General features: G+C 61.7%; 23 protein-coding genes. 15 read left to right on the forward strand and 8 right to left on the reverse strand.

The genetic code is table 11. The features are described from left to right. Positions 1–22 precede the first annotated feature (22 nt). Together sbcB and CTR2_RS17530 are read right to left on the reverse strand one after the other, a co-directional pair. The gene (gene sbcB / locus CTR2_RS17525) at positions 23–1,462 is read right to left on the reverse strand and encodes an exodeoxyribonuclease I (RefSeq protein WP_087082290.1); all 1,440 of its coding nucleotides are present in this window, start codon (positions 1,460–1,462) and stop codon (positions 23–25) included. A 114-nt stretch (positions 1,463–1,576) separates the two neighbouring features. Then, on the reverse strand, positions 1,577–1,849 hold the full coding sequence (locus CTR2_RS17530) for a hypothetical protein (RefSeq protein WP_254913265.1): 273 nt from the start codon (positions 1,847–1,849) through the stop codon (positions 1,577–1,579). An 81-nt stretch (positions 1,850–1,930) separates the two neighbouring features. Here CTR2_RS17530 and CTR2_RS17535 point away from each other — a divergent pair, with 81 nt between their 5' ends. The 3 genes from CTR2_RS17535 (at position 1,931) to CTR2_RS17545 (ending at position 5,345) form a co-directional block, all read left to right on the forward strand. Beyond that, positions 1,931–2,101, forward strand: a complete 171-nt coding sequence (locus tag CTR2_RS17535) for a hypothetical protein (protein ID WP_176391621.1) — start codon at positions 1,931–1,933, stop codon at positions 2,099–2,101. Between the two features lie 138 nt (positions 2,102–2,239). Further along, positions 2,240–3,196, forward strand: coding sequence for an AEC family transporter (locus CTR2_RS17540; RefSeq protein ID WP_087082288.1), 957 nt, complete (start codon positions 2,240–2,242; stop codon positions 3,194–3,196). 415 nt (positions 3,197–3,611) lie between these two features. Continuing rightward, positions 3,612–5,345, forward strand: a complete 1,734-nt coding sequence (locus CTR2_RS17545) for a methyl-accepting chemotaxis protein (RefSeq protein ID WP_087082285.1) — start codon at positions 3,612–3,614, stop codon at positions 5,343–5,345. Positions 5,346–5,772: 427 nt separating this feature from the next. Here the strand turns inward: CTR2_RS17545 and CTR2_RS17550 are convergent, their stop codons facing one another. Further along, on the reverse strand, positions 5,773–6,717 hold the full coding sequence (locus CTR2_RS17550; RefSeq protein WP_054075060.1) for a GlxA family transcriptional regulator: 945 nt from the start codon (positions 6,715–6,717) through the stop codon (positions 5,773–5,775). Positions 6,718–6,833: 116 nt separating this feature from the next. On the opposite strand from CTR2_RS17550, the gene CTR2_RS17555 reads away from it, so the two are divergent. The 3 genes from CTR2_RS17555 to CTR2_RS17565 are packed head-to-tail and all read left to right on the forward strand — an operon-like array spanning position 6,834 to position 9,252. Continuing rightward, complete coding sequence (locus CTR2_RS17555) at positions 6,834–7,634, forward strand: SDR family NAD(P)-dependent oxidoreductase (RefSeq protein WP_087082283.1); 801 nt, start codon at positions 6,834–6,836, stop codon at positions 7,632–7,634. Positions 7,635–7,655: 21 nt separating this feature from the next. After that, positions 7,656–8,789 carry a thiolase family protein gene (locus CTR2_RS17560; protein ID WP_087082280.1) on the forward strand — a complete coding sequence of 378 codons (1,134 nt, stop codon included), beginning with the start codon at positions 7,656–7,658 and terminating at the stop codon, positions 8,787–8,789. A gap of 46 nt (positions 8,790–8,835) precedes the next feature. Further along, complete coding sequence (locus CTR2_RS17565; protein WP_087082278.1) at positions 8,836–9,252, forward strand: PaaI family thioesterase; 417 nt, start codon at positions 8,836–8,838, stop codon at positions 9,250–9,252. Positions 9,253–9,708: 456 nt separating this feature from the next. Here the strand turns inward: CTR2_RS17565 and CTR2_RS17570 are convergent, their stop codons facing one another. Together CTR2_RS17570 and cls are read right to left on the reverse strand one after the other, a co-directional pair. After that, positions 9,709–10,560 carry an NAD-dependent protein deacetylase gene (locus CTR2_RS17570; RefSeq protein WP_087082276.1) on the reverse strand — a complete coding sequence of 284 codons (852 nt, stop codon included), beginning with the start codon at positions 10,558–10,560 and terminating at the stop codon, positions 9,709–9,711. Continuing rightward, on the reverse strand, positions 10,560–11,999 hold the full coding sequence (gene cls / locus CTR2_RS17575; protein ID WP_409021399.1) for a cardiolipin synthase: 1,440 nt from the start codon (positions 11,997–11,999) through the stop codon (positions 10,560–10,562). Before cls ends, CTR2_RS17570 begins: the two co-directional genes overlap by 1 nt. A gap of 168 nt (positions 12,000–12,167) precedes the next feature. On the opposite strand from cls, the gene CTR2_RS17580 reads away from it, so the two are divergent. Together CTR2_RS17580 and CTR2_RS17585 are read left to right on the forward strand one after the other, a co-directional pair. Beyond that, positions 12,168–12,464 (forward strand): helix-turn-helix transcriptional regulator, encoded by a 297-nt coding sequence (locus tag CTR2_RS17580; protein ID WP_087082272.1) that lies wholly within the window; start codon positions 12,168–12,170, stop codon positions 12,462–12,464. 87 nt (positions 12,465–12,551) lie between these two features. Further along, the gene (locus CTR2_RS17585) at positions 12,552–13,139 is read left to right on the forward strand and encodes a GAF domain-containing protein (RefSeq protein WP_087082270.1); all 588 of its coding nucleotides are present in this window, start codon (positions 12,552–12,554) and stop codon (positions 13,137–13,139) included. Between the two features lie 27 nt (positions 13,140–13,166). On the opposite strand, the gene CTR2_RS17590 is transcribed toward CTR2_RS17585, so the two are convergent. Then, entirely contained in the window at positions 13,167–14,015 is an 849-nt protein-coding gene (locus CTR2_RS17590; RefSeq protein WP_087082268.1) for a fumarylacetoacetate hydrolase family protein, read from the reverse strand. A gap of 49 nt (positions 14,016–14,064) precedes the next feature. Beyond that, the gene (locus CTR2_RS17595) at positions 14,065–14,796 is read right to left on the reverse strand and encodes a maleate cis-trans isomerase family protein (RefSeq protein WP_087082266.1); all 732 of its coding nucleotides are present in this window, start codon (positions 14,794–14,796) and stop codon (positions 14,065–14,067) included. A 280-nt stretch (positions 14,797–15,076) separates the two neighbouring features. Between CTR2_RS17595 and CTR2_RS17600 the strand changes: the two genes are divergently transcribed. The 7 genes from CTR2_RS17600 (at position 15,077) to CTR2_RS17630 (ending at position 22,081) form a co-directional block, all read left to right on the forward strand. Then, positions 15,077–16,384, forward strand: coding sequence for an MFS transporter (locus CTR2_RS17600; RefSeq protein ID WP_034409885.1), 1,308 nt, complete (start codon positions 15,077–15,079; stop codon positions 16,382–16,384). Between the two features lie 29 nt (positions 16,385–16,413). Further along, a complete protein-coding gene (locus tag CTR2_RS17605; protein ID WP_087082264.1) occupies positions 16,414–17,640 on the forward strand; it encodes a serine hydrolase domain-containing protein in 1,227 nt (408 codons plus the stop codon). 8 nt (positions 17,641–17,648) lie between these two features. Further along, positions 17,649–19,082, forward strand: a complete 1,434-nt coding sequence (gene hydA / locus CTR2_RS17610; RefSeq protein ID WP_087082262.1) for a dihydropyrimidinase — start codon at positions 17,649–17,651, stop codon at positions 19,080–19,082. 124 nt (positions 19,083–19,206) lie between these two features. Beyond that, a complete protein-coding gene (locus CTR2_RS17615) occupies positions 19,207–19,953 on the forward strand; it encodes an aspartate/glutamate racemase family protein (RefSeq protein ID WP_087082261.1) in 747 nt (248 codons plus the stop codon). Between the two features lie 141 nt (positions 19,954–20,094). Continuing rightward, positions 20,095–20,742 carry a GntR family transcriptional regulator gene (locus CTR2_RS17620; RefSeq protein WP_087084526.1) on the forward strand — a complete coding sequence of 216 codons (648 nt, stop codon included), beginning with the start codon at positions 20,095–20,097 and terminating at the stop codon, positions 20,740–20,742. A 161-nt stretch (positions 20,743–20,903) separates the two neighbouring features. After that, positions 20,904–21,485: a chromate transporter gene (locus CTR2_RS17625; RefSeq protein WP_087082259.1), complete on the forward strand. Its 582-nt coding sequence runs from the start codon at positions 20,904–20,906 to the stop codon at positions 21,483–21,485. Further along, the gene (locus CTR2_RS17630) at positions 21,482–22,081 is read left to right on the forward strand and encodes a chromate transporter (protein ID WP_087082257.1); all 600 of its coding nucleotides are present in this window, start codon (positions 21,482–21,484) and stop codon (positions 22,079–22,081) included. Before CTR2_RS17625 ends, CTR2_RS17630 begins: the two co-directional genes overlap by 4 nt. A 90-nt stretch (positions 22,082–22,171) precedes the next feature. On the opposite strand, the gene CTR2_RS17635 is transcribed toward CTR2_RS17630, so the two are convergent. Beyond that, positions 22,172–22,945, reverse strand: a complete 774-nt coding sequence (locus CTR2_RS17635; protein WP_087082255.1) for an SIR2 family NAD-dependent protein deacylase — start codon at positions 22,943–22,945, stop codon at positions 22,172–22,174. Positions 22,946–22,981: the final 36 nt, after the last annotated feature.

The following is a 22,981-nucleotide window of genomic DNA, read 5'->3' on the forward strand; positions in this document are numbered from 1 at the left end:
CGGCTCAGTTGAACGGCTACGCTCAGCTTTCGGGAACCAGATTGCTGCCGTAGTCGTAGAGATCGCCCAGAATCTCCTCGCCGCGCTCGTCCACGGACTCCGACAGCGCATCGATCATGGCGAACATCTGCTCCGCCGTGCGCGCCCCGCCCTGGCCTTCGATCAGGCAGGCTGCACGGTGCTGCTCCCAGCGCTGCTGCTCCCCGGCATCGAGCGTCTGAGGGAAATTGCGCGCACGATAGCGCCAGGCCAGCTCGGTCAGGCGTGCATCGTCAAAGCCGGTCTTGTCCAGCGCCAGCTCCTGGGGCGAGAGGCGCTTGATGCGCTCCAGACGGCGACGGTCCTCATTGCCCACAAAGCCGCCATACAGATCCTGGTCGGCATCCAGCGGCTCGCCCGCCTCGCGCGTGAAGACCGCCTTCCATTGCGCGCTCATATCAGGCAGGTCACGGGCAATCGCCGCATGCTGCAGCGCCAGCTCCAGGTCCACGCCCCATTTTTCGGCCATCGCGGGACTCAGGGTTTTGAGGCTTCCCACCACCATGGGCGACTTGTTGACGTGGATGCTCTTGATGGGCAGACGGGTCACGCCCTCGGGCAGCTCGGCCTGACGCGTGAACAGACGCAGGCGCAGGTCCTCGATGCTGATGCCCGAAAGCTCGGCCGGGTCGGCCGCCAGATCCCAGCAGATGACTTCGTTCTTGTTGGTCGGGTGGGTGGCCAGCGGCCACATCACGCCCAGACAGCCACGCGCGGGGCTGATCATGCCGGTCACATGCAGAAAGGGACGCGCGTGCTCCTGCGTGGCGGGCAGGCCCATCTCGCGCAGAGCGCCGTCCTTTTTATGCAGACCAAAGGCAAAGTCAAACAGGCGCGGCTGCTTTTCGCGAATCAGCCGGGCCAGAGCAATCGTGGCGCGCACATCGCTCAGCGCATCGTGGGCCTGCTCGTGCAGCAGTCCATTGGCGCGGGCCAGGTCCTCGAGTTTGAAGCTGGGCGTGCCGTCTTCTTTCCTGGGCCACTGAATGCCTTCGGGACGCAGCGCATAGACCATGCGCACCACGTCGAGCAAATCCCAGCGGCCGCAGCCGTTCTGCCATTCGCGCGCATAAGGGTCGATGAGATTGCGCCAGAACATGAAGCGCGTGATCTCGTCGTCGAAACGAATGGTGTTGTAACCCACGCCCACCGTGCCGGCCTGCGCCAGCTCGGCCTCGATCAGCGCTGCAAATTCATGCTCGACAACCCCTTGCTCCAGCGCCCGCTGGGGCGTAATGCCCGTGATCAGACAGGATTGCGGGTCGGGCAGATAGTCATTGGCCGGCTGGCAGTACCACATCACGGGCTCGCCGATTTCGTTGAGCTGGTCATCCGTGCGTATGCCCGCAAACTGCGCGGGACGGTCGTAGCGCGGTTGGGCGCCAAAGGTTTCGTAGTCGTGCCAGAAGAAGGTATGAGCCATGGGCCCGAAGTATGCCTGCGAACCGGCACAGCTTGCGGCTCAGTTCATCAACTTAAAGCCTTTTTGGCCTTTAGCGCTTATGGATAAAACGCAAGCCGCTATCAATATGATTGTTTAAGCGGCTCCCAATTCAAACCAAATTTGTGCAGAAATTTGCGCGGCCGGTCTGCATCGTTGACCACGTTTTTTTTGCTGGCGCACCTGGTCAAACAACTTGCAGCCCGTATCGGGCATCGCGGTCGATGCGCGGCAGGCGGCAATGACGGACTGCAGCTGCAAGCGGTCAAACAGAAAGTGATGACGGCCAATGATGCCGCCGCACGCCAGATGATTGCCTGGCCTTTCCAGGCCATGTGCAACCCCGAGAGCTTGGAAAGCTGCAACCACAGCGCGGGCCGCGTGAGGAGCCGCACCAAGGCCAAGAGGTGTACTCAGTGGCCGATCGGATCAAGGCCACCGAAGGCATGAGTGCAAGCCATTGAACAGAAAGCCATTCCGGGTGTACACCTGCCACCGGAGGTCATGCGTGCCGCCGCACTCAAGCAAAGGCACGATATGACGTTGCTGCTCGCCGGTGAATCAGGCAAGCCAGGCTGGGGCTTCACCTCGCTCAATAGCAACCAAGACTTGCTCATTTAGCAGGCTGTGCGATAGCGCACAGGGGAAGCAGGCTCCGAAAACGAGTGGACAGAGGCGTTAAGCTCAGCGCTCGAGAAGTGCATATGCCCAAGCTTGGAGCAAGGTGCAGGCAGCGATTCGGTTTTGTTGGAGAGTTGAATGAATGGTTCCGCAGTAGCGGCCCTACTACCGGTGATTGCGTTGATCGGTACGGGGTTTGGCTTGGCACGTGTCGGGCTGGTGCGACAGGCAGCAGTCAAGGATATGTCCAACCTTGTGTTCCTATTGCTGCTGCCTTCACTGCTGTTTCGCACCATGGCTCAGGTCCATATCGGCGAATTGGATTACCGACCGATTGGCGTGTATTTCCTGTCGGCCATCATCGTATTCGTGACAACGATGCTGGTCTACGGCTTCAACACTCTGGCTGCGGCGCGCGGATTGGCCAGCATGTTCAGCAATGCAGCCATGATCGGCGTACCGCTCGTGGGCCTGGCCTTTGGCGAGCGGGGACTGGTGACGCTGTTCACCTTGATCTCGGTGCATGCCCTGGTATTGCTGACGGCCGCGACCATGGTGTTCGAGCTGGCATCCTCCCGCGAACAGCATGCGGACGACATCCACAACAAACGGTCCATGGGGCGCACTGTCTGGCAGGCAGTGCGCAATAGCGTCATCCACCCCGTGCCTTTGCCGATTCTGGCCGGCCTGCTGTGGTCATTGACAGGCTGGCCTCTGCCTGACGTGCTGGATACCTCACTCAAGATGCTCGGCTCGGCCATGGGTCCCATGGCGTTGCTGCTCGTCGGCATCACGCTGGCCTATACCAGGATCGGAGCTTACTGGCGACCCGCGATGCGCATCACGCTGGTCAAGTCGCTGGTGCATCCACTTGTGTTTCTCGTCTGCGCCTGGACACTTCAACTGCGTGGCCCGGCCATGGGGGTGATGCTGATCTGCTCGGCCTTGCCCGTGGGCGCCAACGCACTGCTATTCACCCAGCGCTACCGGGTTGCCGAGGATGAGGTGGTGGCCAGCATTGCCCTTTCCACACTGCTGGCCCTGGTGACCATGCCGCTGCTGCTGATGCTGCTGCACGTCTTGCATGGGACATAGTCGTCAAGGTAGTCCTTGGCGCATATCCACCCTTGACTCAATCGGAGCTCGGTCTTGCTCTGCCGGCGCATGGCACTGCGGCATTGGCTGAAACATTGCAGTGAACCGAGTGGGAGCCATCCAGCGAAAGTTGGAGCAGATCTCGACCTGGCCTGCAGAAAAGCTTGGCTTTGGCGTCCAGGCGGCTACTCCAAAGTGCAGGACGGGATGACGCAAATCAGTAGACAGGGAACAGCGCTCATACGGTTCGACAAGGAGGAAGAAGGCAAGGACTTGGGCTCTGTCGCTCAGAAGCCGCAATCACTCATAAAAAGGTGCCCCTGGAACTTGCAAAAAGTTACACTTTGAATGCATGGACACAAACTGACACGAGCTCTCAAACCGAAAGCATTGGCTGCTAAAGGAGGCGCACGAAATGGATCGTTTGAAAATTTCCACTCGGCTGACTTTCTCGTTCATGACATTGATGGTGCTGATACTACTGCTGGGAGGCGTTGCACTTTGGGGGTCGTCGACTCAGCGCTCAGCCCTCACTGACATTACCCAGAAGCAAATCCCGATCATTCGCACTCTGAACACCATCACGGATGGCGCCAATGAACAGGCGATTCAGTTCCGCAACCTCGCGATCTTTTCCACGGAGACGCTCCAGGCCTCGGCACGTGCCATGATTCAGAAGACCCGCACCGAGCTGGCTGCAGAAATGGATTCGCTGGGCAAGCACACTCACTCGGGCCTGGGCCAATCGCTGCTGGAGGAGCTGAAGCTGCGCCGTCTGACCTTCCTCAAATCCGGTGATGAATTTATTGGACTGATCGATCAGGGGCAAAGAGATGAAGCCTTGAGGTTGCTGGAAACCCAACTGCGCCCCAACCAGCTCGAATATCAGCGGGTGATCCGCAGCATGCTGGATCACCAGACCCAAAGCTCCGACGTGGCCAGCCAGAAGGCAGAAGCTGCTGCCGACAATCTGTTTCAGGAAGTGTTGGCGACAAGTGCAATCGCCATTCTTCTAGCGGTGACCCTTGCCATCACAATCACTCGCTCCATCACCCGCCCCCTGTCCCTGGCCATGGCAGCAGCCGACCGTGTGGCCAGAGGTGACCTCAGCGGCCAGATCACGGTGAAATCTCAGGATGAAACCGGTCAACTGTTGAGTGCGCTGCAACGCATGCAACACAGCCTCGTGAGCACGGTGTCGGCGGTGCGCGGCAATGCTCAGGGAGTTGCTTCGGGCAGCGCTCAGATCGCCATGGGCAATAACGACCTATCCAGCCGCACGGAAGAGCAAGCAAGTGCTCTTGAGCAAACTGCTGCGTCCATGGAACAGTTGAGTGCGACGGTCAAACAGAATGCCGACAACGCACGCCAGGCCAATCAGATGGCAGTGAATGCATCCTCTGTGGCTACACAGGGCGGTGAAGTGGTCGCAGAGGTAGTGGAGACCATGAAGAGCATCAATGAAAGCAGCCACAAGATTGCCGACATCATCGGTGTCATTGATGGCATCGCTTTCCAGACCAATATTCTGGCTTTGAATGCCGCCGTCGAAGCTGCCCGCGCCGGTGAGCAAGGACGAGGCTTTGCAGTGGTAGCAAGCGAAGTGCGGGCTCTGGCTGGACGCTCGGCGGAGGCCGCCAAGGAGATCAAGCAGCTCATTACCACCAGTGTCCAGCGCGTGGAGCAGGGTTCCTTGCTCGTGGACAAAGCTGGCGAGACCATGACCGGTGTGGTCACAGCCATTCGGCGCGTCACCGATATCATGGGTGAAATCAGCGCTGCCAGCCATGAGCAAAGCTCGGGCATGGCCCAGATTGGGGAAGCCGTTACCCAAATGGATCAAACCACGCAGCAGAACGCGGCCTTGGTCGAGGAAATGGCTGCCGCAGCCAGCAGCTTGCACAACCAAGCACAGGCCCTGGTCGAAGCGGTGGCAGTCTTCAAGTTGTCAGGGCACGAACAACATGCTTCTTCCGCAATGCAGGCAGCGTCGGTCAACCCGACAAAAACGGCAACAGTGGCAAAGGTATCGGAGTCGCCTCCAAAGCCCCTCATGGCCACCAAGTCCCCTGTGCTGCGTCGCCCAGTTGCTATCGCTGGAACACAGCAGGTTACGAATAAGAATGGCGATGACTGGGAAACTTTTTGAGGGAGCTTCCGAGCAGATCCAGTGAGCAAAGGCGGTGAGGCGTCAAGCCTGCCGCTTTTGAACCTATCGGTGTCGTTGCACAACTCAGTGCTTTGCAGCAGATATGCGTAGACGATGAGCAACTCCACACACCAAGACCTGCTGCCAGTGGCTCCTTGGGAGCATTACAACGGCCAGCCCTGCGTGATGCCCGCCAGTCATCACCTCTGACAGCAACTCTGTTCTTATTCGAGACGGTGATGGATCGGGATTCTGGGGGAGCTGCCTCCCCGCGCTAGAGCAGACATCCAAGTACTCGCATATCCCCGCCGGCTGCGGCGGTACTTCGCAGTTCACAGATTGTCATCATGGCCAGTTGGCTCGGGGCCCGGCTGGTCGCTCCACGCAAGGTGCAAGTTACGCGTTTCACGGAACGTGTACAGGTGTTTTACAGTTCCACCCGAGCTTCGCGCCGTACGGCCTGTGGCGGCATGCCGAAGCCGCGCAGGAAGGCTTCGCGCATATGGCGCCGGTCACGAAAACCTGTCTCCCGAGCAATCACCTCCAGCGGATGCCGACTGCCCTCAATCATCAGCCGCGCGGCTTCAAGCCGAAGGCCCTCCACGGCTTTGGCGGGGGACTGGCCCGTCTCGGCCGTGAACACCCGGCTGAACTGGCGTGGACTCAAGCTGGCAGCCTCGGCCAGCTCTTCCACACTCAGTGCTTGAGAAAGGTTGCGCCGTGCATGCTCCAACGCCTGCTGGATACGGTCTGACTTGGGTGCCAGCTTGAGCATCTCCGAGTGCTGTGACTGTCCGCCCGAGCGGCGCTGGTGCATGACCAAGCGATGTGCAACCGACCGTGCAACCTTCGCGCCCAGGTCTTTTTCCACCAGCGCCAACGCCAGGTCGATCTCCGCAGTCATACCGGCAGAGGTCCAGATCGGTCCGTCGGCGATGTAGATGCGGTCGGCCTCAATCTGCGCCTGTGGGTGGCGCTGCTGCAAGGCCTCGGCCCAATACCAGTGCGTGGTGGCGCGGCGTCCGTCAAGCAGGCCCGCGTCGCCCAGCAGGAAAGCGCCCGTGCACAGACCGGCCACGCGCCGCGCGGATACCGCCACCTTGCTCAGTAACCGGATCAGTTCCGGTGCCGGAGCGAAGTCCCTTGGAGTGAGGTTGCCCGCAACCAGCCAGGTGTCTGCCCTGCTGTGTACGGTGAGGGGCTTTGCCTGCAATGCAAGCCCGGCCGAGGCTCGGGCCGTACCACTCATCGCATAGGTTTCCACCTCATAAAAGGGCTTCTCCACCATCAGGTTGGCGAGTTCGAACACGGCCTGGGTGGCCAGCGCCATGACTTGGAAGCCTTCCGGCAGCATGTAACCGATGCGGTGCATAAGGAACGTCCTTTCCAATGTCCTTTTTCATGACTATATACGTCATTTACGACAAACCCCGCACATCGCACCATTCAGGCCATGGACAACATCCATCAACCTCAAGGAGTTTCACCATGGCACAAACCCATCTCGGTACAGCCCTCATTACCGGGGCGTCCAGCGGCATCGGTGCGCTATATGCAGAAAAGCTCGCTCAGCGTGGCTATGACCTGATCCTGGTCGCCCGCAACCGCGAACAGCTGAACGCGCTGGCGAGCAGCATCAGCACTCGCACCGGCCGTGCGGTAGAAGTCCTGCCGACCGACCTGAACAACCGCGCTGAACTGGCGCGCGTGGAAGAGCAATTGCGCACGGACGCCAGCATCACCTTGCTGGTCAACAACGCGGGCATGGGCACACATACGCCCCTGCTGCACAGCGACGTTGAAAAGATGACCCGCATGGTCGATCTGAATGCCACGGTACCTATGCGGCTGGCCTATGCGGCGGCTCCTGGCTTCGTGGCTCGCGGACGTGGAGCGATCATCAACATTGCGTCCATCGTCGCCATCTCCCCCGAGACGCTGAATGGCGTCTACGGTGCCAGCAAGGCTTTTGTGCTTGCCTTCAGTCAGTCGCTTCAGCATGAGTTGACTGACAAAGGTGTTCGGGTGCAGGCAGTGTTGCCTGGCGCTACGGCCACGGACTTCTGGGCCATCGGTGGATTGCCGATAGAGAACCTGGATGCAAGCATCGTGATGAGCGCCGAAGACCTCGTCGATGCAGCACTGCTGGGGTTTGAGCGAGGAGAAAAGGTCTCGATCCCCTCGCTGCATGCTGGCGAGAAGTGGGATGCCTATGAGGCCGCACGCCGAGCTATGGCAGGCCAGCTGTCCAGCAACATCGTCGCCCAGCGCTACGCCGCCGCGCACTGACTATCGCAAGGAGCCCATGTCATGAAAGCCGTTATTGCAGCTTATGCGCGCTCGCCATTCCAATTCGCCCGCAAAGGCCGCCTGGCCGAAGTGCGGCCGGACACGCTGGCAGCCCAGGTTGTGCAGGGGTTGCTGAAGCGCTCCGACCTGGATCCTTCACTATTGGAGGATGTGATCCTCGGCTGTGCCTACCCCGAGGCCGCACAAGGCAACAATCTGGCGCGCATCGTCGGCCTGCTGGCTGGCCTGCCCGAAACCGTGGGCGGCATGACTGTGAACCGCTTTTGCGGCTCGTCGATGCAGGCCGTTCATATTGCCGCAGCGCAGATCGAGGCCGGCATGGGCGACGCCTTCCTCTGTGTGGGCGTGGAGTCCATGACGATGGTTCCGCAGGGCGGCTTCAACTTCTCCCCGAACCCCTTGTTGCAGGCAAATACCGACGCCTATATTTCAATGGGCGAAACAGCGGAAAACGTAGCGCAGAGATGGGAGGTAAACCGCGCCGACCAGGAGTTGCTGGCACTGCAATCCCATCTGAAAGCCGCCGCGGCCCGCGACCAGGGTCTGCTGGTCGATGAAATCGTGCCTATTCTTTTACCAAGCGGAGAGCTGCTGGATGCCGACGGCTGCATACGCCCCGGCACCACACTGGAGGCCCTGGCCGGGCTCAAGCCCGCTTTCAGGCCAGATGGAGTGGTCACGGCGGGCACATCGTCGCCGTTGACCGATGGTGCTGCGGCCGTGCTGGTCACCCGAGACGATTTTGCCGAACGCCATGGTCTGCAGGCACTGGCGCGCATCCGCAGCTTCGCGACCGTGGGAGTGGACCCATCGATCATGGGCATAGGCCCGATCCCTGCCACGCGCAAGGCGCTGGCCCGTGCAGGTCTCTCTGTGGCCGATCTGGATGTGGTTGAGATCAACGAAGCTTTCTCTTCGCAGGCGCTGGCCTGCATCCGGGACCTCGGCCTGGACATGGCGACCGTGAATATTGACGGCGGCGGACTGGCCATCGGTCATCCACTTGGCGCCACTGGTGCGCGCATCACGGGCAAGGCAGCGGCCTTGCTTTCACGACGGCAGGGACGATATGCCCTGGCCACCCAATGCATCGGCGGTGGGCAAGGTATTGCTACGGTGCTGGAGAGACCGTGAGCTCATATCGACAGAGACCAAGACTTCAACTCCACTCAAGGAAACCATGATGCTCCGTAGCACCGAAACCCTGGACAGTCTGCTTGAACGCCAGCGCGGCACACTGCCCGATACCTTTGGCGCACGACCGCTGGCACTTGCCGAAGGCCGCATGACCATGGAGCTGACTATTGCGCCGTGGATGATGGCTCCCAATGGCTTTCTACATGCTGCCACACAGGTGATGCTGGCCGACACCTGCGCCGGCTATGCAACCCTGGCTCATCTACCGGAGGGCGCGAAAGGATTCACGACACTGGAGCTGAAATCCAACTTCCTTGGTACTGCGAAGCAAGGAGTCTTGCGCGTGGAGGCCGTGGCCGAACATCTGGGAAGGACAACGCAGGTCTGGTCGGCCACCTTGTTCGATGACAAGGGGCGCAGGCTATCGCTCTTCCGTTGCTCGCAGATCGTGCTCTGGTGACTGAGCCCTTGCCGCGCTTGAGTCAGCAGCCTAAAAACATCCGACAGAAATCAAGCGCTCCCGGGGTGAAGACGGCGTTCGGATGCCGCACGGCGCGCAGGCCAGGCTTTCGCTATGACCTGCGATCCGCGCCAACAGCGAACCTCCGTGCGAAAGTCAACCGAGCCGACGCGCAAGACGCGCCCCTCTAACTCGCAGGAACCAGGCTACCTGCACCGTACATTCCGGCAGCGATGCGCTCAACGCAAGCTCCGCCATGAGTTTCACGCCGGGGCTGCGGCTCTATGGCGGCACACAAAATCTCTTGGCACTCCCCGCCACTTAATGAAGTGCAGCCATGCGCCGCAGCTGTGCCACGATTTCCATCCGACCGGTGGCGCCGAACTCGAGACCGTGATCGGCGACACCAGAGGCATGCTGCCATCCTTGACTTCAACGAGGCGCGGAGGGAGTGAGCTAGCTTGCCTCGATCAGGCCCATCAGGACCTGACCCACATCGGCCTCCACCTTGAAAGCCAGCAATGCATCGGCCCTTGTCACGCCTTGATTGATGGCCACGATGGACTTGCCCTGCTCATGCGCTGCCAGCGCAAAGCGGTAACCCGAATACACCATCAATGAAGAGCCGGCGATCAGCACGGCGTCGGCCCTGGCCACGGCAGCCATGCAGGTCTGCACGCGTTCACGCGGCACGGTCTCGCCAAAGAACACCACATCGGGCTTGATCAGGCCTGTTCCGCAATGTGGGCAGGCCGGCACGACAAAATGGCTGAAGTCCTGGTTTTCCAGATCGGCATCGCCATCGGGCGCCGGTGCTGCATACAGTTCAACCCAGGCCGGGTTCAGCGCCAGCAGCCGCTGCTGCAGATCGGCACGGGCAGAGCGCTTGTCGCAGTCCATGCAGCGCACGGTGTCGATGCGCCCGTGCAGGTCCACGATATTCAGGCTGCCGGCCGCATCATGCAGGCCATCGACATTCTGGGTGATCAGCAACTCCAGTCGGCCTTGCTGCTCCAGTCGCGCCAGAGCCTGATGGGCGGAACCGGGCCGCGCCTGACCCATCACGCGCCAGCCCAGCATGGAACGCGCCCAGTAGCGCTGACGCACCAGCACATCGCCCATGAAGGCCTGATAGGTCACGGGCTGGGGGCGCTTCCACTGTCCGTTGCGGTCACGATAGTCGGGGATTCCGACTTCGGTGCTGCAGCCGGCGCCACCAATAACCACCACACGCGGGTGCGCATGCAGCCAGTCTTGCAGGCGCCACAGCGCCAGAGCATCCACACAATGGTTCACTGTTTCACTCATTACAGCAGCGGCGATGTCAATCGGGCCACGGAACCGACCAGCCGTCGCCGCAGACCTTTTTCGCTGCGATATTGCACCATTCGGGCCTGGCCCAGGTCGGCCTCGAACTGCGCAGCGATGGCCTGATTCAGCTCTGGCCCGTAACCGATCACACAGACCTCGTAGTTGAGGAAAAAGCTGCGATAGTCAAAATTGGCCGTGCCGATCATCGCCATATTGTCATCGACCACCAAGGTCTTGGAGTGCAGCATGCTGGCCGCGTATTCATAGATATGCACACCACAGCGAATCAGCTCGTCAAAATAGGAGCGCGCAGCGGCCGTCACCAATAGCGAATCCGACTTCTTGGGCACGAGGATACGGACTTCCACACCGCGCAGCGCGGCATTGGTGAGAGCGGTGAGCGCGCCTTCTGTCGGCACAAAATACGGCGTGGTCAGCAAGATGCGTTGCTGGGCTGCGTTGATGGCCGCCAGATAGGCGCGGTAGATGGCGTCAAGCTGGTCGTCGGGCCCCGAGGTCACGACCTGCATGGGGATGGGGCCGTCTTCGCAATCGGGCAGCAGGTCATCGAGATCGTCGGGCAGGCGGTGCGGATTGTCGCTGCGGGTGTAGGCCCAGTCCTCGAGGAACACTGTCTGCAGCCAGTTGACGACGGCGCCTTCGACCCTGAGATGCACGTCATGATAAGCATCGTCACAAATGCGCTCGTTCTCTTCATCGGTGACGTTCACGCCGCCCGTAAAGCCCACCTTGCCATCGCAGACCAGAATCTTGCGGTGGGTGCGGAAATTGACCACAGGCCGCAGCCTCCGCCCTATCTTGGCGTCGTGAAAGCGCAGCACCTCGGCCCCGGCCTGCAGCAGCGGCTCCAGAAATTTGCGCCCCAGCTTCTTGGAGCCCAGAGCATCCACCAGCAGACGCACCTGCACACCCTCACGGGCTTTATCGATCAGCAAATCACGCAAGGCCGTGCCGGTCTGATCGGGCTCGTAGATGTAGTACTCCAGATGCACATGGTGGCGTGCGGCGCTCACAGCCTCCGCAATCGCATCAAAGGTCACGGCTCCGCCCACCAGCAACTGCATGGAGGTGGCCGTGCTTACCGGGAAATCGCTGGTCATGCCAACCAGCCGTGCCACCTGACGCAGGCGCTCCTGCTGGGCCGGAATGCGTTCCCTTAGCTTTTGCATGCTGTTGCGCACACGCGAACGCTTGCGCGAGCGCAACCGCTTGATACGCTGGCGCTTCATGCGTTGCGGACCGAAGTAGTAATAGACCATCAGACCCACCACAGGTAGCGCTGCCATGGACAACAGCCAGCTCAGCGTGGCAATCGGCTGGCTGCGCTGCAGCAAGATCCAGATGCCCACCACGATGACATACAGCGACCAGCCCACGGATAGCCAGAGCTTGACGCTCTCGTGGCTCAGCTGCATTGCTATCCAGTCCAATTGCGCACTCCTGTTGTTCGATGAACCATCACCACCATGCCCTCGCAGTATGGCAGCGGCATGGCAGACTGCGGCGGTCCGCCTGACCGGGGGAAACACCCTCCAGCAGGTGCCATGCTTTTGTACCGCGCTACAAAGCGTATATTGATACGCATGATTTCCGAACTCATCACGACTCTGGCCCAGGCCCGCAAGACCGCCCGCATCACCCAGGCCGATCTGGCCGAACGTGCCGGCCTGTCACGCATGGCCGTACAACGCACTGAAACTGGCGATGTAGACCCACGCTTTTCCACTCTGCAGGAAATGGCCCGTGTGCTGAATATGGAGCTGATCGCCGTGCCGGCCGAGCTGCACGCCCAGGTGCTGGCACTGATTCAGCCCCAGACCGACCAGACGGCTGCAGCCGACCGCATCGCCAGTCCGGTGACCGGCCAGGATTCGCTATGAAGTCTCACGTATTGTTAACTTGAGAACCCTGTTTGCTCGGCCACAATGGCCCGAGATTTTTTTACGCGACACTCAGAGGTTTGAGAGATGGCAATTCACAACTGGGATTACGCACCGGAGGCACTGGAGGTACGGGTCAGCGAATTGTTGCTGGCCACGGCAGATCGAAGCGACGAACTGGTCGATGAAAACGTGCGCCTGGTCCTGCAGGAGCTGCGCCAGCACCTCAATATGGAGGTGATTTTTGTCTCAGAGATCCGCAATGGCCAGCGTATGTTCCAGCATGTCGATACCGCCCCCGGCAAGGAATTGATTGCCACTGGCGGCGGCAGCCCCCTGGAAGAGTCGTTTTGCCAGTGCGTGCTCGACGGCATTCTGCCCGGCCTGGTCCACGATGCGGCCAGCCACCCTGCCTTTGCCAAGCTGCCTGCAACTCCTTTTCGCGTGGGCGCCCATCTGAGCACGCCCATCGTGCTGGCCAGCGGCAAGGTCTACGGCACGCTGTGCTGCTTCAGCCAGGCGGCCGATGAAAGCCTGACGGCCAAGGACCTGCAAAAACTCGAATGCGTGGCCAGGATCACGGCTAGGCGAATCGATATCAAGCAGGCCCAGCAACTCCAACCGGCCGAAGAAAAGCGCACGCCTTCCGGCCCGGCTTCTCCCGGAAAGCTCTGAAAACCAGCTCTCCGGGAAAAAGCTGCGTCAGTTCACCGCCACGCAGACCTGGCGCTGCTCGCCCAGTCCGTCAGCTCCCAGCCGCACCACGTCGCCGGACTTGAGGAAGACGGGCTCTGGCTTTTGTCCCAGGCCCACGCCTGCCGGTGTGCCGGTCAGCACCACGTCCCCCGGCTCCAGCGTCATGAACTGGCTGATATACGAAATGAGCGTGGGCAGGCTGAAAATGAAGTTGGCCGTATTGCCGTTCTGCATGCGCTTGCCGTTGACTTCCAGCCACAGGCCCACGCGATGCGGATCGGTAATTTCGTCGGCCGTCACCAGCCAGGGGCCCAGCGGTGCAAACGTGTCATGGCTCTTGCCCTTGGTCCAGGTGCCGCCACGCTCCAATTGCCAGCCACGCTCGGACACATCGTTGGCCAACAGATAGCCGGCCACATGGGACAGAGCCTGCGCCTCGGTCACGCGCCGCGCGCGGCTGCCGATGACAACGCCCAGCTCCACCTCCCAGTCGACCTTGTCCGCGCCCTGCGGAATCTGTACCGCATCGCCCGGACCGCAGATCGCCGTCACGGCCTTCATGAACAGCACGGGTTCGGCCGGCGCTGGCAGTCCGGCCTCGGCCGCGTGGTCGGCATAGTTGAGGCCCGCACAGACCAGCTTGCCCACCTGTGCCACGGGGCAGCCCAGGCGCGGCGTTCCGTCAACCCTGGGCAAACGGCTCCAGTCCGTATGCCGTATGCGCTCCAGCGCATCGGGACCTAGCTGGCCCGGGCCCCAATCGGGCACCAGGGCCGATGCATCACGCAGCACGCCGTCGGCGTCCAGCACGCCCGGGCGCTCCGCACCCGCGCTGCCATAGCGAAGCAGTTTCACGATGGTTGTCTCCTTATGAATCGGTCAGTGTCGCCCTCTAAGGCCTTCATCATGCAATATCGAACAGACGGCCCCAGCCTTTGACGGAGGAAGGATCACGCCCGACCGCGCGCAGCATGCCCCAGACCGTGGTGCTCACGGTATCGAGCAGCGGCACGCCCCAACGGCGCTCCACCTCTTCGGCCAGGTGCGCAGCGCGCAAATTGGTGCAGTAGGTCACGACGGCGTCGGGCTTGCCCTCTTCGATCACGTTGCCGATGAGTTGCAGCAGCTGCTCGGGCTCCACCAGCGCAAAGCTGTGGTTGACCGAGATGTCCAGATGGCGCTCTGCCGTGGTCTCGACGCCTGCGGCGCGGTAGTTGTTGACGATGCATTGCTGCACGTCCGCCGTGTACGGGCTGACGATGGCCAGCTTCTTCACGGAGAGCTTTTCCATCAGCTCATTGAGCGCCAGGATGGCCGTCGTGGCCTTGATGCCGGTGCGCTCGGCAATACGCTCGCACAGCCGCATGTCGGTCTCAAAGCCACGCCATCCTGCGGCCGTGCCGCTCCAGCCGATCACGTCCACCTTGGCATCGGCCAGCAGCTCGGCGGCGGCCAGGATCTTGCTGTCGTCAAACTGGTTCAGTGCCCCCTCGGCCAGCGAAATCTCGGTCACCGTGAAGCGCGAAAAATGGGCCGAGCAGTTGCCGGCACTGGCAGCCAGCGCGCTGGTCAGAGGCTCCAGCGCGGTGTTGGAAGAAGGCGTGAGCACGCCCAGGCATGTCGTAGTTGCAGTCATCTTGCTTGTCTCCGTTGTATGGCCAACCGGCAAACCGGTTGGCCGGCATTGTTCACCTCGCCCAAACAAACGTCAACAATATTGTTGACAATAAATCAAAATCAAATCGCTCAAAGTTATCTGACAAGAAAATCTTCACTGCGTCGCCACCTTGCACCTCACAGCGTATTTCATAGAAAAATTCCCAAATAGGTGTTTACGATATTGTTGACAATATTGTCGACATTTAGATTTCGACCTCACATCGAACAACCAACCAACCGATGGAGCGAGACCCGAGATGCAAAACCCAACCACACTTGCCGCGCCACAGGCGGCGGCAGCGCCGACCAAGGTGCGCTGGAAGATCTTCCTGATGATGCTTTTCCTGATCGCGGTCAATTACATTGACCGCGCATCGCTGTCCGTGGCCATGCCCATGATCGCCAAGGAGTTCGATCTCAGCCCTGCCGTTCAGGGCCTGCTGATGAGCTCCTTCTTCTGGACCTATGCCTTCATGCAGATTCCCGGCGGCATGCTGGCCGACCGTTTCGGCCCACGCGTGGTCATCGTCTGCTCCACCCTGGGTTGGGGCTTCTTCCAGGCCATCGCCGCAGCTTGCACCGGCTGGGTGTCGCTGCTGATCACCCGTCTGGGTCTGGGCGCCTCCGAGGCCCCCATCTACCCCGCAGGCGGCAAGCTCAACGGCATCTGGATGACCCAGAACGAACGCGGCCGCGGCGCCACGCTGCTGGACGGTGGCGCACCGCTGGGCGCGGCCCTGGGCGCGCTGATCATCGCCGGCCTGCTGACTCACTTCGACTCCTGGCGCGTATCCTTCGTCGTCGCGGGCGTTGGCACCATGATCGCGGGTGTCTTTGCCTGGTGGTATATCCGCAACCATCCCCGTGAGCACGCCGGCGTCAATGAAGCCGAAGCTGCCTTCATCGAGGAAGCACATGCCGCCGACCTCGCCGCCGAACCCGCCCATGCCAGCGGCAAGGTGATGGACTTCTTCAAGTACCGCTCGGTATGGGGCATGTTCTTCGGCTGGATGTGCTTCAACGCGCTGTTCTACGGCCTGCTGACCTGGATGCCCACCTACCTGTCCAAGGTGCATGGCATGGACATCAAGCAGATGGGCGGCGCCGTGTTCATCATGTTCTTCTCCGGCTTCGTCGGTGAGATGGTCGGCGGCTGGATTGCCGACAAGTGGAAGGCTGCGGGCGCTTCGCAAGCCAAGGTGCTGCGCACGCTGTTCGGTATCGCCTCGATCATCGCCACCATCGCCATCTACAACGTGGCCCGCTTCAAGGACCCCGTGACCATCGTGATCCTGCTGTCGGTAACGCTGTTCTTCCTGCGCTGGTGCGGTCTGTTCTGGTGCGTTCCCTCCATTCTGGGCACCCGCAAGCGCGTTGGCTTCCTGGGCGGCGTCATGAACCTGGGCGGCAACTTCGCCGGCATCGGCGTACCCATTCTGGTGGGCGTGATCGTGCAGGCCACCGGCTCCTACGACATGGCCATGATGCTCTTCGCTGCTGCAGGCGCAGGCCTGTTCGTCTGCTCGTCGATCGTGATCGACTACAGCAAGAAGATCCCGGTCTAAGTACCGCCCCGCCTCGCCTGGACACTTTGATGGAGAACCCCATGCCTTTGCCCACACGCCGAGCCTTGGCCCTGACCTGCGCCACGGCCATCGCCTCAACCCTGAGCACATATGCCGCCACGCCAGCCAGCCGCAACTCCGTCGCCGTCCAGGCGAGTCCTGATTTCCCTGCTGCCGCCCCCGAGTCCGTAGGCGTGGATTCGCGCCCTCTGGTTCAGTTGTCCGAGATGATCCGCAAGGAAAACCTCGACGTGCGCAGCTTTCTCGTCGTCAAGGACGGCAAGCTGATCTATGAGCGCTACAGCCAGGGCCTGACGCGCAACCACAACTACGAGCTGTACTCCATCACCAAGAACGTGACGGCCCTGGCCGCCGGCGTTCTGGTGGACGAGGGCCACAGCAAGCTCGACGAGAAAGTGGCGCCCATCCTGGCCAAGGCCCGCCCCGACCTCCAGGACGCCTTCTCCGACAAGCAATCCATTGAACTGCGGCATGTGCTGTCCATGTCCACGGGCCTGATCTACAACTTCAAACCCACCGACGACCCCATCTACTACGGCGCCCCCGACCGTCTCAAGCTGGCGGCCGAAACCACGCCCAAGGTAGCGCCCGGCACGACCTTCGACTACACCGACGTCAACCCCATCCTGGCCAGCGCCACGCTGGGGGCCGACGCCGGTATGCCACTGCAGGACTTTGCGAAGGAGAGACTCTTCAAGCCCATGGGCATGAGCCATTACGCCTGGGAGCGGGCTGACGACAAGGGCCTGGTCTCCTCCGGCTGGGGGCTGCGCCTGCGCGCCGTGGATATGGCCAAGCTAGGCCAGCTGGTGCTGACCGGCGGCCGCTGGGACGGCAAGCAGATCGTCTCCCAGGCCTGGGTCCGTACCATGACCGCGCCCGCCTCGGCGCCATGGTATGGCTATTACTGGTGGATCAACGACATCGTCGCCACCGAGCCCGAAACCCACGCCATGGGCTTCAAGGGCCAGTTCATCGTGGTATTGCCCGAGCGCAATGCCGTGGTGGTCATGACCAGCATGCTGCCCATCGAAGGCGGCCTGCGCGAATCCCGGAACGTGCTGGCCATCCGCCGCATGGTCAATGACTACGTGCTGCCCGCGCTGAGCAACCAGGCCCATGCCAAACCCACGCCCGCCCGCCACAAGGCGTTGGCGCGCGAACTCGAACTCGCATCACAACACCAGGGCAAGTCCGGAGCACCGGCAGACCCTACCGACACCCCGAAACTCTGATATTCAGCATGAAATCCAGCGAATTTGATCTCGTAGTGCGCAATGCGCGCGTTGCCACCGCCAGCGACATCTTTGAATCCGATATAGCCATCCGCGACGGCAAGATTGTCCAGCTGGGCACCAACCTGCCCGCCGGCGCCCGCGAATATGACGCTGCCGGCCGCGTGGTCACGCCCGGCGGCATCGACGCCCACTGCCACCTGGACCAACCCATGGAACCGCCGGTGCGCATGGCCGACGACTTCGACAGCGGCACGCGCGCCGCTGCCTGCGGCGGCACCACCACCGTGATTCCGTTCGCCGCCCAGGCCAAGGGCCAGTCGCTGCGCGCGGCCGTGGAGGACTACCACCGCCGTGCCGACGGCAAGGCCCACGTGGACTACGGTTTCCACATGATCGTCAGCGACCCCACGCCCGAAGTTCTGGAGAAGGAACTGCCCCAGTTGATCCGCGAAGGCTATACCTCCTTCAAGATCTACATGACCTATGACGATCTGAAGCTCAACGACGGCCAGATCCTCGACGTGCTGGACGTGGCGCGCAAGTACGACGCCACTGCCATGATCCATGCCGAGAACGCCGACTGCATCCAGTGGCTGACCAAGCGCCTGGAAGCCAGCGGCCGCTCCGCTCCGCGCTACCACGCGGTCTCTCGCCCCATGCTGGTGGAGCGCGAAGCCACCCACCGCGCCATTGCCCTGTCCGAGCTGGCCGACGTACCCATTCTCATCGTCCACGTGTCGGGCCGCGAGGCTGTCGAGCAGATCCGCTGGGCCCGCTCCCACGGCATGAACATCATGGCCGAAACCTGCCCGCAATACCTGTTCCTGAGCGCAGAAGACCTGGGCATAGACGACAGTTATCAGGGTGCCAAGTGCGTGTGCAGCCCACCGCCGCGCGACCAGGCCAACCAGGAAGTGATCTGGAACGGGCTGAACGACGGCCTGTTCACCGTGTTCTCCTCGGACCATGCGCCGTTCAACTACGATTCACCCGAAGGCAAGAAGCCCAATGGCGAGGAGGTTTCCTTTGGCCACATTCCCAACGGTATTCCTGGCATCGAGACCCGCCTGTCGCTGCTCTACACGCATGGTGTGCTGACGGGCCGCATGACACTCAACCGCTTCGTGGAACTGACCTCCACCAACCCGGCCAAGGTCTACGGCCTGCATCCGCGCAAGGGCAGCATTGCCATCGGCGCCGATGCCGACCTCGTGGTCTGGCAGGAAGGCGAACGCGCCATCAGCAACCGCGATCTGCACCACAACGTGGACTACACGCCCTATGAAGGCCAGCAGCTCAAGGCCTGGCCCTGCCTCACCCTGTCTGCGGGACAGGTAGTCTGGGACGGCGAGCAGTTCCACGGCCGCTCCGGCGGCGGCCGCTTCCTGCAGCGCGGCGCGCCCACACTGCTGCCCAAGCGCCACCAGGCCCGCTTCTGAATCCATTTCTAAATCAACCGATTACTTTGTCGGCTTCGCTTGTCGTGCTACAGCACTGCCTGCGCTTCGCCTTCGCCCACTCGGTTGATTGAGAAACGGAGTAAAACCTCTTCACGAACACACCATGAAACTGCTCATCATCAACCCCAATATCTCCGAGAGTGTCACCGCCCTCATCGAGAAAGAGGCCAGGCTGGCCGCCGCGCCGGGCACGGAAATCACCATGATGACCGCGCCCATGGGCGTGGCTTATATCGAGACGCGTTTCGAGGCCATGATCGCAGCCTATGCCGTGGCCGAGCTGGCCGCCGAACATGCGCACCAGCATGACGCCGTCATCCTGGCGGCCTTTGGCGATCCGGGCCTCGAAGGCCTGCGCGAGGCGCTGGACATCCCCGTGCTGGGCATGACGGAGTCCGCGCTCATGAGCGCCTGCATGCTGGGCAAACGCTTTTCCATCATCGCCATCTCCAGGCGCATCACGGCCTGGTATCGCGACATGGTGGAGCGCAATGGCCTGATTGACCGCTTGGCCAGCATCCGTTGTCTCGATGAGCCGCTGCGCGACATCGGCAGCGTTCAGGACGATCATGCAGCGCGCTTGCAGGCCCTGTGCGAAGCCGCCTTTCATGATGACGGCGCCGATGTGCTGATCATCGCCGGCGCGCCGCTGGCAGGCCTGGCCCGCTCCATCAAGCACCAGTTGCCGGTGCCCGCGGTTGACGGCGTCTCCAGCGCCGTCAACCATGCGCAAAGCCTAGTCTCGCTGGCTCCCGCGCCCGCCCGGGCCGGCAGCTTCGCCAAGCCGCCACGCAAGGACTTCAAGAACCTTCCTCCTGGACTGACTCAGCTCCTGAGCAAGCTGCCGTAAAGGCTTCAAAGAAGCCTCATGCCGCGCGTCTATCGGGAGGCTTGCCAGCCGATACTAGAATTCACCCACATGTCGACAAAAACGGCTTTTAAAGTGAACAATCGAAACAGCGCCTCCCGCTCCGAAATCACCGTAGATGAAATGGCTTCGCGCATTGCGACTGCCATCCATGAACATCGTTTGCTACCGGGCACCAAGCTGGGAGAAGACAGGCTAGCCAGCATCTTCAACACCAGCCGCGCCCGGGTTCGTGAGGTTCTGGCCCGCATGGCCCGCGAGCAGATGGTGGAGCTTTTCCCCCAACGCGGTGCTTTTGTCGCCAAGCCGAGCATTGATCAGGCCTTGGATGTGTTTGAAGCGCGCCGCCTGATCGAACCAGGTGTGGTACAGCGCCTGGTCAAACATGTCGACAATACCAAGATTCGCAGACTCCAGGCCCACCTCAAGGCCGAGCGAGACGCTAGAAAAAATGCGGACAAACGCGCCACCGTCCGCCTATCAGGCGAGTTCCACGTGCTGCTGGCCGAACTCGCGGGCAACTCTGCACTGCTTCGCAGCATGCGTGAGCTGTCAACGCTGACCTGCCTGACCATTTCTCTCTACGAGTCTGCCGTCAATACCTGCTGCCTGGTGGACGAACATGAAGCCGTTGTCGACGCCATCATTGCAGGCAACAGCGAGCAGGCCGAACAATTGATGCTCAAGCACCTTGATCACATTCAGGGCAGCCTGCGTCTGGAGGCCGATGCAGACGGAGCAGATCTCGAAGAAATTCTGGGCGACATCTAGGCAGCTAGGCAGTCACTCTTTGATATGACCCTGGCTTGCGCCATCTGCGCAACAGATGCCCCTGTCTCCACTGAAGATGGCTTGGCCGCGCGGAGTATCGATCTACAGGGTTAGCATGAGCGGCACCGCCCGATCACCCGACATCCGCCCCCGGGGCACTTATGAGCACCACCCCTGCCCCAACCGCCATCTCGCGCCCTCGCCCACGCGATCTGCGCGAGCTTTTCTGGTCGCTGACCTTTCTGGCCTTGCAGGGCTTTGGCGGCGTACTGGCCGTGGTCCAGCGCGAGTTGGTGGAAAAGCGCCAGTGGTTGAGCAACGAAGAATTCATCGAAGACTGGGCCGTGGCGCAGATCATGCCCGGCCCCAATGTGGTGAATCTGTCCATCATGCTGGGCGAACGCTACTTCGGCTGGCGCGGTGCCGTCGTGGGGTTGTGCGGAATGCTGACGTTTCCCATGCTGGCGGTCATCAGCCTCACCCTGCTCTATACCCAGTTCGCGGCCAACCCGGCCGTCGCCGGAGCACTGCGCGGCATGGGCGCCGTGGCGGCAGGGCTGGTGGCCGGCATGGGCCTGAAGCTGGCTGGCACACTGCGCAAGCACCCGCTGGGCAAGTGGTATTGCGCAGGGCTGGCCATCGCCGCCTTTGTGCTGGTGGCCGTGCTGCGCCTGCCGCTGTTCTGGGCCTTGCTGCTGGTGGGCGCAACAGGCTGCGTGCTGACCTACCGGAGGCTGGCATGAGCACGCTGACGATCGAGCTGCAGACCATGGACTGGCTGCATCTTTTTGCCTATTTCCTGACGCTGTCGCTGATGGCCGTGGGTGGAGCCATCACTGCTGCGCCCGATATGCACCGCTATCTGGTCGACGGCAATCGCTGGCTGTCGGAAACCCAGTTCACCAGTTCCATCGCCATTGCCCAGGCCGCCCCCGGCCCCAATGTGTTGTTCATCGCCCTGCTGGGCTGGAACGTGGGTCTGAATGCGGGAGGCGGCGCCGGCCCGGTGGCTTGGGGACTGGGAGCACTGGGTGTTGCGGTGAGCATGGTGGGCATTTTGCTGCCCAGCTCGCTGCTGACCTGGCAGGCCTCGCGCTGGGGTCAGCGCAACCGGGACAAACGCGGCGTGCGCGCCTTCAAGCAAGGCATGGCTCCGCTGGTGATTGGCCTGCTGCTGGCGACAGGCTGGCTGCTGGGCAGCGCCAGCGGCAACCCGGGCAAGGACTGGAAGCTATGGCTGCTGAGCCTTGCATGCACATTGCTGGTATGGCGCACACGCATTCATCTGCTGTGGCTGCTGGCTGCCGGCGCGGCGCTGGGGGCACTGGGCTGGGTGTAAACGCAGTACCGCCCCCCGGGGTTGGAAGATCGGCGTCAACTGCCAAAGCAGTCTCCTTACTGAGACAGCCGCTAGCAATCCAATGCTGGCCTACGCGGGACTTGCCAGCAGCAAGGGCAGCACCTGTGCCGATGGCATGGCGATCATCTGGTCGGCCACCGAGTCCAGCTCGCTGGCATGCGGGTTGATGATGACCACGCGCGCCCGGTTGCGCCTGGCGATCTTGGCCAAACCTGCTGCCGGGTAGACGGCGCCCGACGTGCCGATCACCAGCATCAGCTGACATTGCTCTGCCGCCTGCTCCGCCCTGGCCCAGGTCTGGCCGGGCAGAGACTCGCCAAACCACACGACGGCAGGCCGCAGCAGATTGCCGCAGGCGGCGCAATGAGGCGGCTCGCCCGGAACAACCTGCTCCATGTCGCAGGACGCACAGCGGCGATTCAGCCAGCGATTCCTGCTCAGCTCCCCATGCAGGCTCAGCACATCTTCACTGCCCGCCTGCTGGTGCAGGCCATCCACGTTCTGCGTGATGAGTGTCATTCGACCGGGATGCTGCCTTGCCCAACGCGCCAGCGCCAGATGCCCCTCATTGGGGGTCACCTTGGCAACCAGCGCACGTCGGTGCTCGTACCAGCGCCAGACATGAGCCGGATCGCGGCGGTACCCCGCCTCGCTGGCCATTTCCTCGGGCTTGAACTGGGACCAATACCCGTCTGCATCCTCCCTGAAAGTGGGCACTCCCGACTCGGCGCTGACACCGGCCCCGGTTAGCACGGCCAGTCGCTGCGCCTCGCCCAGCCAGCGACGCACGCAGGCAATCGCACCCAAGGACGTCGAAGAATTGTCAATAAGTGCTTGAACCAAGGCTATAACCTCAAAAATCTAGTTGCAACGTGGAAT

Origin of the sequence: Comamonas thiooxydans (genome assembly GCF_002157685.2) — a bacterium.
GTDB lineage: Bacteria > Pseudomonadota > Gammaproteobacteria > Burkholderiales > Burkholderiaceae_C > Comamonas > Comamonas testosteroni_H.